The 12,805-nt window shown below is 73.8% G+C and carries 11 protein-coding genes; 4 read left to right on the forward strand and 7 right to left on the reverse strand.

What is annotated here, in order from left to right; translation table 11 throughout:
- Window positions 1-15 precede the first annotated feature (15 nt).
- From BMW99_RS33295 to BMW99_RS33310, 4 genes are read right to left on the reverse strand one after another with little or no spacing between them, the layout of a single operon-like run.
- Window positions 16-795: a CDP-alcohol phosphatidyltransferase family protein gene (locus tag BMW99_RS33295; RefSeq protein WP_075018100.1), complete on the reverse strand. Its 780-nt coding sequence runs from the start codon at window positions 793-795 to the stop codon at window positions 16-18.
- Entirely contained in the window at window positions 773-1,834 is a 1,062-nt protein-coding gene (locus tag BMW99_RS33300; RefSeq protein ID WP_069462537.1) for an iron-containing alcohol dehydrogenase family protein, read from the reverse strand. Before BMW99_RS33300 ends, BMW99_RS33295 begins: the two co-directional genes overlap by 23 nt.
- Window positions 1,822-2,595 (reverse strand): phosphocholine cytidylyltransferase family protein, encoded by a 774-nt coding sequence (locus BMW99_RS33305; protein WP_069462538.1) that lies wholly within the window; start codon window positions 2,593-2,595, stop codon window positions 1,822-1,824. Before BMW99_RS33305 ends, BMW99_RS33300 begins: the two co-directional genes overlap by 13 nt.
- A complete protein-coding gene (locus BMW99_RS33310; RefSeq protein WP_069462539.1) occupies window positions 2,592-4,523 on the reverse strand; it encodes a DUF5941 domain-containing protein in 1,932 nt (643 codons plus the stop codon). The genes BMW99_RS33305 and BMW99_RS33310 overlap by 4 nt, the downstream gene beginning before the upstream one ends.
- Before the next feature lie 588 nt (window positions 4,524-5,111).
- Between BMW99_RS33310 and idi the strand changes: the two genes are divergently transcribed.
- Window positions 5,112-5,726: an isopentenyl-diphosphate Delta-isomerase gene (gene idi, locus BMW99_RS33315; protein WP_069462540.1), complete on the forward strand. Its 615-nt coding sequence runs from the start codon at window positions 5,112-5,114 to the stop codon at window positions 5,724-5,726.
- 90 nt (window positions 5,727-5,816) lie between these two features.
- Here the strand turns inward: idi and BMW99_RS33320 are convergent, their stop codons facing one another.
- A complete protein-coding gene (locus tag BMW99_RS33320; protein WP_069462543.1) occupies window positions 5,817-6,287 on the reverse strand; it encodes an ATP-binding protein in 471 nt (156 codons plus the stop codon).
- Between the two features lie 281 nt (window positions 6,288-6,568).
- Here BMW99_RS33320 and BMW99_RS33325 point away from each other — a divergent pair, with 281 nt between their 5' ends.
- Together BMW99_RS33325 and BMW99_RS33330 are read left to right on the forward strand one after the other, a co-directional pair.
- Window positions 6,569-7,438: an enoyl-CoA hydratase/isomerase family protein gene (locus tag BMW99_RS33325; protein ID WP_079176266.1), complete on the forward strand. Its 870-nt coding sequence runs from the start codon at window positions 6,569-6,571 to the stop codon at window positions 7,436-7,438.
- Window positions 7,439-7,441: 3 nt separating this feature from the next.
- Complete coding sequence (locus tag BMW99_RS33330; protein WP_075018101.1) at window positions 7,442-8,584, forward strand: winged helix DNA-binding domain-containing protein; 1,143 nt, start codon at window positions 7,442-7,444, stop codon at window positions 8,582-8,584.
- Window positions 8,585-8,682: 98 nt separating this feature from the next.
- Here BMW99_RS33330 and BMW99_RS33335 read toward each other — a convergent pair whose 3' ends face one another.
- Window positions 8,683-9,570 carry a DMT family transporter gene (locus BMW99_RS33335; RefSeq protein ID WP_075018102.1) on the reverse strand — a complete coding sequence of 296 codons (888 nt, stop codon included), beginning with the start codon at window positions 9,568-9,570 and terminating at the stop codon, window positions 8,683-8,685.
- 82 nt (window positions 9,571-9,652) lie between these two features.
- On the reverse strand, window positions 9,653-10,468 hold the full coding sequence (locus BMW99_RS33340) for a TrmB family transcriptional regulator (protein WP_069464906.1): 816 nt from the start codon (window positions 10,466-10,468) through the stop codon (window positions 9,653-9,655).
- Window positions 10,469-10,759: 291 nt separating this feature from the next.
- Between BMW99_RS33340 and BMW99_RS33345 the strand changes: the two genes are divergently transcribed.
- A complete protein-coding gene (locus BMW99_RS33345) occupies window positions 10,760-12,805 on the forward strand; it encodes a putative Ig domain-containing protein (RefSeq protein WP_069464907.1) in 2,046 nt (681 codons plus the stop codon).

Below are 12,805 nucleotides of genomic sequence, written 5' to 3' on the forward strand. Positions count from 1 at the left end.
GCTTCCCCGGCGTGCTCACTTCAGCCTGCTCGACGCGAGGACGGACACCAGGTGCAGCAGCGTCTGCAGCAGCGCGATCGCCGCCAGCACCGCCACTCCGAGCCGGGTGAAGAACAGGTCGCCGCGGATGTGGTCCACCACGGCCAGCACCAGGATCAGCAGGGACGCCTCGACGCCCAGCACCAGCCGGTGGAACTTGAGCGCGGCCGCGGCCCGGCGGGCCACCGCCACACCGGACGAACGCGGCTCGGACGCCGCCTCCTTGACCGGCGGCAGCCCGCCCTGGTGGCGGGCCACGCCCACCAGGTCGGTCTCGGCCTTGATCAGGACCGCGCCGAGCGCCGCCAGGGTGCCCAGGAACGCCCACAGCCAGTCGATCCGGCCGCCGCCGAACACGTCGGCGGCCCGCAGCCCGAGGCCGACCAGCACGGCGGCGTCGCACAGGTACGCGCCGACCCGGTCCAGGTACACGCCGCTGAGCGAGAACTGCTGCTTCCAGCGGGCGATCTCACCGTCGACGCAGTCCAGCAGCAGGTACATCTGCACCATGACGACGCCGAGCACCGCGCCCGCGATCCCCGGCACCAGCAGCGCCGGGGCGGCGAGCACGCCGAAGACGGTCATCACGTACGTCAACTGGTTGGGCGTGACGCGGGTGTGCACCAGGTGCCGGTCTATGCGGAGCGACAGCTCGCGCATGTAGAGCCGGCCGGCCCAGTGCTCCCCGCTGCGCCGGTCCTTGACCCCGGCGGGGTGAACGACCGGGCGCAGTTCAGCTACTGATGGCTTTGGCATAGTCGGCGTATGCGTCCCTGATCTCGGTGTCGGACAGGTCCAGGTGTTCGAGGATCGTGTAGCGCCCCGGCCGCGTCTGCGGCGCGTAGCGCACGACCTCGACGAACTCCCCCTCGGTGAAGCCGATGTCGGCGGCCAGCACCGGAAGCCCGTGGCGGCGCAGCACCTCCGCGATCAGCCCGGCCTGGTCGGCCGCTCCCCGCAGGTGCATGGCGAACGCGGCGCCGAGGCCGGCGCCCTCGCCGTGCGCCGGCGCCCGCTGCGGGAACAGCAGGTCGAAGGCGTGCAGGATCTCGTGGCAGGCGCCGGAGGCGGGGCGGCTGTCACCGCTGACCGACATCGCGATGCCGGAGAGCACCAGCGCCTCGGCGAGCGTGGTGAGGAAGTCGTCGTCGCCGATGCCGCCGCTGTGCCGCAGCACCGCCTCGCCGGCGGTGCGCGCCATGGCCGCGGCCAGGCCGTCGATCCGCTCGCCGGTCTCCCGGTGCGACAGCTCCCAGTCGGCGATCGCGTTGATGTTGGACACCGCGTCGCCGATGCCGGAGCGGACGAACCTGGCCGGCGCCTCGCGCACCACGTCGAGGTCGATGACCAGCGCTATCGGCGACGGCACGCCGTAGGAGCCGCGGCCGTTGTCGTTGTCCAGCGTGGCCACCGGCGAGCAGATGCCGTCGTGCGAGAGGTTGGTGGCCACCGCGACCAGCGGCAGCCCCACGCGCGCGGCGGCGTACTTCGAGGCGTCGATGATCTTGCCGCCGCCGAGCGCGACGACCGCGTCGTATCGGTTGCCGCGCATCTGGTCGGCGAGCGTGACCGCCGCGTCGATGCTGCCGCCGCCGACCTCGTACCAGTCGGCGCCCGGCAGGGTGGCCGAAAGTCGCCCCTTCAGCGCGGCGCCCGAGCCGTTGCTGATCGCGACGGCCAGCCGGCCGGAGCTGGAGATGCGCTGGTCGGCGAGCAGCGTGCTCAGGCCGTCGAGGGCCCCGGGCCGGATGTCGACGACGACGGGTGACGGAACGAGCCGGGTCAGTACCGGCATGCGATCTCCCTGCCCTTGGCGAGGTCCTCGTGGTTGTCGATCTCCACCCACGACACCTCGCCGATCGGCGCGACGTCGATGGTGAATCCGCGGTCCACGAGCTCCTGGTAGCCGTCCTCGTAGTAGAGGTCGGGGTCCCGCTCGAAGGTGGTCTTCAGCGCGTCGGCGAGGTCGGCGGCGGCGTCGCCCTCGATGAGGGTGACGCCGATGTACTCGCCGGTCGCCTCGGCCGGGTCCATCAGCTTGGTGATCCGGCGCACGCCCTTGCCGGGCTCGACGACGACCTTCATCTCCTCGTCGGCGAGCTGCTTGACGGTGTCCAGCGCCAGGATGATCTTCCGGCCCTCACCGCGGGCGGCCAGCAGGGTCTTCTCGACCGAGACCGGGTGCACGGTGTCGCCGTTGGCGAGGATCACGCTGTGCCGGATCGCGTCCCGCGCGCACCACAGGGAGTAGGCGTTGTTCCACTCCTCGGCCTTGTCGTTGTCGATCAGGGTGAGGGTGACGCCGTACTTGGCCTCCAGGGCCTCCTTGCGCGCGTACACCGCCTCCTTGCGGTACCCGACGACGACCGCGACCTCGGTGAGCCCGATCTCGGCGAAGTTCGCCAGCGTGAGGTCCAGGACCGTGAGGGTGTCCGCGGACCCGTCCAGCCCGTCGGGGCCCTCGCCTCCGACCACCGGCACCAGCGCCTTGGGCAGGGTGTCGGTGTAGGGACGCAGACGCCGTCCGGCGCCGGCCGCCAGCACGAGGCCGATCATGCGGGTTCTCCTGTTTCGTCGTGTACTGCGGGGGCGCCGCCCAGATGGGCGGACACCCAGAAGCGGATGCTCTCGGTGAGGACCAGCAGCGCGAGGGCGACGGCGAGGACCGTCAGCGCGACCGTGAATCCCGTGTGGTGCGCGAGAGCGGCCGCGAGGACGGCCACCAGCAGTGCCCGGCCCTCGTGCCCGCCTGCTGCCCGCACCAGGGCCCGAGGCGGCGCCCCGGTGCCGCCGCGGATGCGGTACACCGTGTCGTAGTGATGGTAGGCGACGGCCGCCACCAGGCCGAAAGCAGCGGGCAACGCCTCGTTTACCTGACAGACGGCGGCAAGTGCCAGGAGGGTTCCGTATTCGGCGGCCCGGAAGAACGGGGGCACCAGCCAGTCGAGGGGGCCGGTCAGCGGGCGGGCGACGGCCAGTCCCGAGGTGACGACGTACACGGCCGCGGCGGCGACCACCCACCAGCTCCCGGCCGGTGCCAGTGCCGCGGTCGCGGCGATCAGCCCGCCGCTGGCCAGCGCGACCAGGGGCGGGGCGAAGGCCGGCAGCCGGGCGGCGAACGGGCGGGTGACACGGGCCACGGCCTCGGCCAGCGGACCGCTGTCGGCGAGGTCGGCCAGGGCCTGCGCGGCACGCTCGGTGCGGTTCGCCCTGCGCGTCAGCGACCGCAGCACGCGTCCCGCGGTGGTGTAGCAGGCGGCCAGCGCGCAGCCGATCAGCAGCACCACGAACGTGATCCGCGGCGTGGTCACGGCGGTGAGCACGGCGATGAGCGCCCAGCGCTCGCCGATCGGCAGCACGATCATCCGGCGCACCCACACCGTCCAGCCGACGCCGTCCAGCCGGTCGGACAGGGCGGCGGTGGGGCTGGTGTTGCCGGTCGCGTCGTGGTTGGCCTCGTTGAACGCGAAGTCCACCACGTGACGGCAGGTCTGGAGCACCATCGCGCCCAGCGCGAGCGCCCACACGTCGTCGCCGTCACGGGCCGCGCCCATCGCGAGACCGGCGTAGAAGGCGTACTCCTTGGCCCGGTCGAACGTCGCGTCGAGCCACGCGCCGAGCGTGGAGTACTGCAGCGAGTAGCGGGCCAGCTGGCCGTCGGTGCAGTCGAGCACGAACGAGGCGAGGAGCAGCACGCCGGCCGCGACGAACCCGCCGCGGGTGCCGGTGGCCGCGCAGCCGGCCGCGATCAGCGCGACCACCAGTGAGGCGGTGGTCACCTGGTTCGGCGTGAGGCCGCGGCGCGCGCACCAGCGGGCGACGTAGCGGGAGTACGGGCTGATGCAGTACGTGGTGAAGAAGCCGTCGCGGGACTTGACGGCGCTGCGCAGCCGCACCGCCTCCTCGTCGACCGCGCTGACGGCGGCCTCGGCGGCCGCGCGGGCGTCCGCGTCGGCGGGCACGGTGGCGACCAGCACGCCGAGCTCGGGCCGGTGGGGCCGGGCGCCCTGGGCGTCGAGCAGCGTGGCGGCGGCGTCGGGCAGCACGCCGGCGGCCGGCGCGGTGCCGGCCAGGGTGCCGTGGGCGGTCCCGGAGGGAGCGTCGGGGGCGGCGGCCAGCGCGGTGGCCTGCCGGTTCCGGCCGGCGGCGCCGGCGCCGGGCACGGCGGTCGTCCCGTCGGCGGTCAGGCCGGCCAGGGCCTGGGCGAGCGCGGGGCGTGCGGCCGGCTTGACGGTCAGGGCGCCGGGCACCGCTGCGGAGTCGAAGCGCGGGTCGGTCAGGGCCAGGCGCAGCGCGTGCCGGTGGCCGACGAAGCGGGCGTCGACCAGGGCGACGCGGTCCGCGGCGGGCACCTCGGCGAGCCGGGCCGCGGCGCCGGCCGCGTCGGCGGCCTCGGCGACCTGGAAGCCCAGCGCCCGCAGGTCGTCCGCCAGCGGCGACGGCGACCCCGCTGCGGACGGGCCGGTGAGAATTGCGGTCGGCAGAGGAACCCACTCCCTGGAAGCGTGCGGAGGCGTGCCTGCCGGGGCGCCCGGAAGGGGGCGCGGGGCCGGACACGACGGCGAGGCTATCGGATGTACGACGGCAGGCGTTCACTGCGTGTTCGCCTGAACGTGGCGCCCCGGGTGTGATCATCATCCCGGATGGAACCCACCTGCGACAACGTCCCTGCTCGTTGCGCCGTCCGGGTGACACATGAGGCGGCCGCCGGCCGCCGTCCCCGGCCCCATCGCCGCAGCTCACCGGCCAGGACGACGGCCCCCGGTACCGGCTTGGCCACAGTGTGTGACCAGTGTGGACGCGCCGGCGCACACCGGTGAGGCCGGGCACACCGGGACCGGGCGGTGCGGGGCTGCCTGGGCGCCCCCGCGGAGGTCGCGCACGGCACGTTCCGGCGGGAGCCGCCCGGACACGCCGGGCACGCGGCGCGGCTCTGCCACTGCGCGCACTCCCGGAGCCGCCGCCCGCCGTGCCCATGCCTCCGGGCGCCGGTGCGCGCGGCTGGCGGGCGCGCCGGTCAGGGCCGTGCGTGAGGCAGACTAAGGGCTTGTCGTCGAACGCGAAGGATGGATATGCCAACCAGTCCTGTCACCGGCCGACCCGGATCGTCCGCCGCCGCTCCGCCCAGCCCCAACGGCACCGGGGAGCAGATCCTGCTCGAACTGGTCGACGAGGACGGCACCACGATCGGCACGGCGGAGAAGCTGTCGGCGCACATGGCCCCCGGCCGGCTGCACCGCGCCTTCTCGGTGTTCCTCTTCGACGACGCCGGCCGGCTGCTGCTGCAGCGCAGGGCACTGGGCAAGTACCACTCCCCCGGCGTGTGGTCGAACACCTGCTGCGGGCACCCGTACCCCGGTGAGCAGCCGTTCGTGGCCGCGGCCCGGCGCACCGCCGAGGAGCTGGGCGTCTCCCCGGTGCTGATGCGCGAGGCCGGGACGGTCCGCTACAACCACCCGGACCCGGCGTCGGGCCTGGTGGAGCAGGAGTACAACCACCTGTTCGTCGGCGTGGTGCGCGACGCGCTGCACCCGGACCCGGACGAGATCGGCGAGACGGCGTTCGTCACGGCGGCGGAGCTGGCCGCCAAGCGCGAGGAGGGGCCGTTCTCCGCGTGGTTCCAGACCGTGCTGGACTCCGTGCTGCCCGCGGTGCGCGAGGTCACCGGCGGCTCGGGCGGCTGGTGACGGGCGGTCCGCGCATCGCCCGGTGACGTGAGGTCGAGGCGGGGCCGGGGTGTCCGGCGGCGCGGTGAGCGCGATGCGTGGGGCGGCGGTTCAGATGATGCCGGGGCGCAGCGGAAGCGCCGCCCAGATCACCTTGCCGCCGCTCGGCGTCGGGGTGACGTCGCAGGAGCCGCCCGCCTCGTCGGTGATCGCCTTGACCAGCAGCAGCCCGCGTCCGCCGGTCCTCGCGTGATCGTTCTCCAGGGCCTTGGGCCGGTACGGGTGGTTGTCCTCGACGGCCACCCGGATCCACTCCGCGCCGACCGCCACCTCCACCGTGACCTCGGGCGAGAGCACGGCCGCGTGCCGCACGGCGTTGGTGACCAGTTCGGAGACGATCAGCAGCAGCCCGTACTCGACGTCGTCGTCGAGCGGCACGCCGCGGTCGGTGAGCAGCGAGCGGACGCCATGCCGCACCTGCGGGACGGAGGAGTCCAGTGCGGGGGCGGTGAAGCGCCACACCCCCTCGTACGCTCTCGCGGCCGGAGCCTGACCCGGCGGGACGTCCCCGCGCACCTCCATGACCGCACCCACCATCGCCTTCGCGTGACCTGTCCGCGCGGTGCCCGCCGGCGCCGCCGGCCGCTTCCGCCTCACGGTTCGAGTGTCCGTGACCGTTGCAGCTGCACGTGCAAGTAACCGTAAGTCCGCACCTTTCAGTGATTCCCGACCGGTGGTGACGGGTTCTGGCGCTCCGGTGACCGGTTCCGCCCGACAGCGGCGTGGATAGGATCGTGGCGCCGCCTCCCGGACGGACGAACGATCGTGAACCCCACGGTTGACGAAGGATTCGAGGAGCCCGCATGGCCGATCCGACCGCGCCAGGACGTTCCGTTTCCGGTCACGGCGCAGCCGAAGCCGCTGGAACCGGCGGCACGGCCTCCGGACCCGTCCCGGCCGGCACGACCGGAACGCCCGGCCTGCACGTCGCCACCGGCGACGGCACCGCGACGGTGACCATCAGCAACCCGGCCCGGCGCAACGCCATGACCCTCGCGATGTGGCGTTCGGTCCCGGTCCTGCTCGACGCGCTGGCCGCCGATCCGACCGTGCGGGCCCTGGTGCTGACCGGTGACGGCGACACGTTCTGCGCGGGTGCCGACATCGCCGAGCTGAGCGGGCCGGAGGGCCCGCGCGGCGCCCAGGCCGCGGCCGTGGCCGCGGAGGAGGCGCTGGCCGCGTTCCCCAAGCCGACGATCGCCGCGATCCGCGGCTACTGCGTGGGCGGCGGCTGCCAGCTCGCGGCCGCCTGCGACCTGCGGTTCGCGGCGGAGGGCGCCCGGTTCGGGGTCACCCCCGCCCGGCTCGGCCTCGTCTACCCGGCCTCCTCGACCCGGCGGCTGGCGGCGCTGGCCGGGCCCTCGACGGCGAAGTTCCTGCTGTTCTCGGCCGAGTTGATCGACCACGAGCGCGCGTTGCGGACGGGCCTGGTGGACGAGGTGCTGCCGGCCGCCGACCTGGACCGGCGGGTCCGCGAGTTCACCGGCGTGCTGCGGTCGCGCTCGCAGCTCACACAGGCCGCGGCGAAGGAGTTCACCGCGGCCGAACCGGGTGCCGAACGCCTGGCCCACTGGGTCGCGGAGGCCGCGGCCAGCGGCGACGCGGCCGAAGGCGCCGCCGCCTTCCTGGAGCGCCGCGCACCGCTCTTCACCTGGTCCCCCGCGAAAGGCTGACCGATGGACGCGCTCAGCGGCGACGAGGTGCGGCGGCTGCGCGCACGGGCCCAGGGCCTGCACGGCGACGGCGGCGGGCGCACCGTGGCGGACACGGCGCTGCTGGCCGGCGGTCTCCAGGCCCAGGACGCCAAGGCGTGCCGTCTCCAGGTGCGGGCCCGGAGCACCGGGCTGACCGCGCCGGACGTGGACGCGGCGTGCGCCGGCCGGCCGCCGTCGGTGGTGCGGACCTGGCTGATGCGGGGCACCCTGCACGCGGTGGCCGCCGAGGACGTGCGCTGGCTGACCGCGCTGCTCGGGCCGCGCGCCGCGGACGCCTACTGGGGGCGCCGGGCCCGGCTCGGACTGGACGAGGACCTGTGCGCGCGGGCGCTGACCGCCCTCGAACGCGTCCTGCCCGGGCAGGCGCTGGGCCGTGACGTGCTGGTGGCCCGGCTCGCCGGGGAGGGCGTCGTCGTGGATCCCGGCGGCCAGGCCCCCGCTCATCTGCTGCTGTACGCGGCGGCCCACGGCGTGGTCTGCCGCGGGCCCGAGGCCGAGGGCGACGCGGCCACGTACGTCCTGGCCGACGAGTGGCTGGACGGGGTGGCCGGCCCGGACCTGTCCGGCGACGCCGCGCAGGCCGAACTCGCGGTGCGGCACGCGGCCTCGTACGGCCCGGTGAGCGCGGCGGACCTGGCCCGGTGGGCCGGGATCCCGCTGGGCGCCGCCCGGCGCGGGCAGGCGGCGGCCGGGGAACGGCTGACCGAGGTGGCGGGCCCGGACGGCCCGCTGCTGGTCGCCTCGGCGCGGACCGGTACGGCGGCCCTCCCGCCTCGGGGCGCGGTCCGGCTGACCGGCCACTTCGACCCGTACCTGCTCGGTTACCGCGACCGGGACCTGATGCTGCCGCCCGCCGTCGCCGGGCGGATCGCGACCGGCGGCGGCTTCCTGATGCCGTGCGTCCTGCGGGACGGCGCGGTGGTGGCGACCTGGCGGCACGAGCGGCGGCCCTCCGGCCTGACGGTCAGGGTGGAGCCGCTGGGCGCCGAGCCGGACCGGGCCCTGCCCGACGCCGCGCTGCCCGACGCCATCGACGCGGAGGTGGCCGACCTCGGCCGCTTCCTGGGCCTGCCCGCCCGCTGGGAGTGGGCGTCCGGGCGGTAAGCGCCGCCGCGGGGCCGGGACCGGCGAGGTGCCGGCTCCGCGATGACGGGGAGTGTGGTGGGGCGGTGCGGTGACGGCGGGATCGCCGGGGCGGCGCCTCAGTCGATGCGGGTGGCGCCGACCGGTTGCCGCTCGGTGACACCGGTGGGCATCGCGGGGTGGCGGCCGAGCAGGATGATGCCGACGACGATGGCGGCCAGTCCCGCGGTCTCCCAGGCCAGCGCCGCGGTCGTGAGCCGCAGCCGGTCCCCGAGGAACCCGACGCCGCACGCGATGCCGGCCAGTGGCTGGGCGGCGGTGAGGGACGGCAGGGACATGCGCAGCGGCGCGGTCTCGAACGCGCTCTGCACCAGCAGCAGCCCGGTCAGTCCGATCACCACGATCCCGTACGGCTGCCAGTGCCCGAAGAGCGAGGTGATCCCGTTGTCCCTGATGATCTGGCCGGAGACCCGGGTGAGGGCGTCCTGCAGCCCGTAGAGCAGGCCCGCGGCCAGGGCGAGGAGGGCCGCCTCGCCCGAGGGCGGCAGGCGCCGCGATCTGAGGGTGAGGAGCAGCGCGAGGCCGGCGACGATGCCGAGGACCAGCCAGTGCCGCAGCGGTCCTGCCTGGGCGCCGCCGCCCTTGGGCTGCCCGGCGACGATGAAGGCCGTCACCCCCAGGGCGAGCAGCACGACGCCGGCCCACCCGCTCCAGCCCAGCGGCTGTTTGGTGAGCCAGCGGGACAGGGCCATGGCGAACAGCAGGTTCGTGGCGGTGAGCGGCTCGACGAGGGAGACCTCGCCGTAGGCCAGCGCGGCCGCGCCGAGCGTGAGGCCGCCGACGAAGAAGGCGATGCCCAGCAGCCAGTCCGGCATCTTGATCAGGTCGAGCAGCAGCCGGAAGGAGAGGAAGTCCGCCATCGGGGCACGGGCCGCCGCGCGTTGCTGCAGCACGAAACCCAGGCCGAGGCAGCACGCGGCACCGACTCCGAGCAGGAACACGGCCACGCGGTCACTGTAACCCGGCAGGTGCCCGACCAGCCCTGATCCGCACCGGTCCGTCCGGTTGGCTCCCGTTCTGCGCTGCTGGTCAGGCGGGTTCGGAGGTCGCGGCCCCGGCTGCGTCCCACACGGTGAGGAAGGCCAGCCGCAGGCACGCGGCGAGCGCCGGGTGCTCGATGTAGAGGGCCGTGGTGGAGCTGGTTCCGGCCACCGGATCGGGCATGTCGCACAGCACCAGCGAGGCGTCGGCCACGACCAGTTTCACCGGCAGGTCCGCGGCGAACCGGCTCTCCTCCCCCGCGGCCTTCGAGCGGCGCACGTTGTCGAGGGTCTCCGGATCGGACAGCGCCTCGTGGGTGTAGATCGCGCGGGCCGATCCGCCGTTGCGGCGCAGCCGCCGCACGGCCCGGATGCCGGTGGTGTTCAGGCCGGGGGCGACGAAGGGCGGTTTGGAGAAACTCAGCAGCTCGTGCTGGGCATGGTTCTGGATGTGGGCGAACGCCTCGGATATCGACTTCGGGTCGCGGAGGACCTCGATGTAGTCCAGCGGCACGGTCTGCGAGCGGCCGTCCGCCCAGATCGGCACCAGGGCCGCGGTCAGGTTCGCCGAGACCCGGTCCAGCCGCTCCAGCGCCTCCCGCTGCAGTGCCATCAGCCGGGCCACCGCCAGCTCGGGCGCGACCGCGGTGAACGTGGCGACGCGTCCCGGGTGCGCGGTGGCGAGCCGGCGCCTGACCAGGGCGTCCAGCACGTCGTACACCCGCTGCCTGGGGACGTCGGCCTCCCGCGCGACCTCGGCCGCGGTGTACGACTCGCGCCGGACGAGCGCGAGGTAGACGCGCGCCTCGTAGCGGGCGAGGCCCAGGGCGACCAGGTCGTTGACCGGTTCTTCCTCCGTCTCCATGGCGCCACAAGCTATACGCCGGAGATCGTCCGGCGGAAGCGACCCGGGGGCCATCCCGAGGTGACCCGGGGTCAATCCTTTGCCATTACCCGGTAGTTCCTTTAATCCGGTCTCATTACCTTCAGCATGGCCACCACTGCACGGGGTGGCAGTGCGCAGGAATGGGCTGGAGTCCTCAGCCAGATCACCAGTGAACGAGCGCCACACGCATCTCCCGGGCGAGCCGCACGATGATCGGTTGTCATGCCCTTGACATACAGATCGCGGACGCCCTCAGGATCGATCCCCCACATGGAGGGCAGTTCATTGCAGTCGACACGTCCCGGCCGGTTGAGAGAGACCGTCCGCCGCGCCACCCTCGCGCTGGTCGCCGCGGGAGCCCTGGTGACCGGCGGCATGGTCGCGGCGGCGGCACCTTCCGTCGCCAGCACGCCGTCGTCGAACGGCGGTTCCGCCACCGCCACCGGCGCCCAGGGCACCTCGCAGGGCAGCGCCCAGCACCTGTGCGCCTCCCCCGCCAAGGGCCACATGTCCTGCCTGTCGCTGGTGCGCACCAACGTCGCGCACCACATGGGCATCACCCCGGACGCCACCCCGTCCGGCTACGGCCCCACCGACCTGGCGAGCGCGTACGCGCTGCCCTCCGGCGGCTCGGGCGCCACGGTGGCCATCGTCGACGCCCAGGACGACCCCAACGCCGCGAGCGACCTGTCCACCTACCGCTCCCAGTACGGACTGCCGGCCTGCACCACGGCCAACGGCTGCTTCCAGAAGGTGGACCAGAACGGCGGCACGAGCTACCCGGCCGCCGACTCCGGCTGGGCCGGTGAGATCTCGCTCGACCTCGACATGGTCAGCGCCGTCTGCCCCTCCTGCCACATCCTGCTCGTCGAGGCCACCTCGGCGAACATGAGCGACCTGGGCACCGCGGTGAACCGCGCCGTCACCATGGGCGCGAAGTACGTGTCCAACAGCTACGGCGGCAGCGAGGACTCCACCGACACCACCTCCGACACCCAGTACTTCAACCACCCCGGTGTCGCCATCACCGTCAGCTCCGGCGACGGCGGCTACGGCGTGGAGTACCCGGCGGCCTCCAAGTACGTGACCGCGGTCGGCGGCACCTCGCTGAGCCGCGCCAGCAACTCCCGCGGCTGGAGCGAGTCGGTCTGGGGTTCCAGCGCCGGCGGTGAGGGCGCGGGCTCCGGCTGCTCCGCCTACGACGCCAAGCCCACCTGGCAGACCGACACCGGCTGCACGAAGCGCACGGTGGCCGACGTCTCCGCGGTCGCCGACCCGAACACCGGTCTGGCCGTGTACGACAGCTACCAGGCCAGCGGCTGGCAGGTCTACGGCGGCACCAGCGCCTCGTCGCCGATCATCGCCTCGGTCTACGCGCTCGCCGGCACCCCGGCGTCCGGCACGACCCCGGCGTCCTACCCGTACGCGCACACCAGCTCCCTGAACGACGTCACCAGCGGCGCCAACGGCTCCTGCGGCAGCAGCTACCTGTGCACCGCCAAGGCCGGCTACGACGGCCCGACGGGCCTGGGCACGCCGAACGGCACCGCCGCGTTCGCCAACGGCACCTCCACCGGCAACACCGTGACGGTCACCAACCCGGGCAACCAGTCCACCGTGGTCAACACCGCGGTGAGCCTGCAGATCCACGCCACGGACTCCGGCTCCGGCCAGACCCTGACCTACTCGGCCACCGGCCTGCCCGCCGGCCTGTCGATCAGCGCCTCGACCGGCCTGATCTCGGGCACCCCGACCGCCACCGGCTCCTCCAGCGTGACGGTCACCGCCAAGGACGGCACGAACGCGTCCGGCAGCACGTCCTTCACCTGGGCGGTCACGACCTCCGGCGGTGGCGGCTGCACCGCCGCACAGCTGCTGGGCAACCCGGGCTTCGAGACGGGCACGGCCGCGCCGTGGACCGCCTCCAGCGGCGTGATCGACAACAGCACCGGTGAGGCCGCCCACAGCGGCTCGTGGAAGGCGTGGCTGAACGGCTACGGCACCACCCACACCGACACGCTGTCCCAGTCGGTGACCGTGCCGGCGTCCTGCACCACCGCCACCCTCACCTTCTACCTGCACATCGACACGGCCGAGACCACCACCACGACCGCGTACGACAAGCTGACGCTGACCGCCGGCTCGACGACGCTGGCCACCTACTCCAACCTCAACAAGAACACCGGCTACGCCCAGAAGTCGGTGAACCTGTCCTCCTACGCCGGCCAGACGGTGACCCTGAAGTTCACCGGCACCGAGGACTCCAGCCTCCAGACCTCGTTCGTCATCGACGACACCGCGGTCAACGTGAGCTGA

The organism is Actinacidiphila rubida, from assembly GCF_900110255.1.
GTDB classification, from domain to species: Bacteria; Actinomycetota; Actinomycetes; order Streptomycetales; family Streptomycetaceae; genus Actinacidiphila; species Actinacidiphila rubida.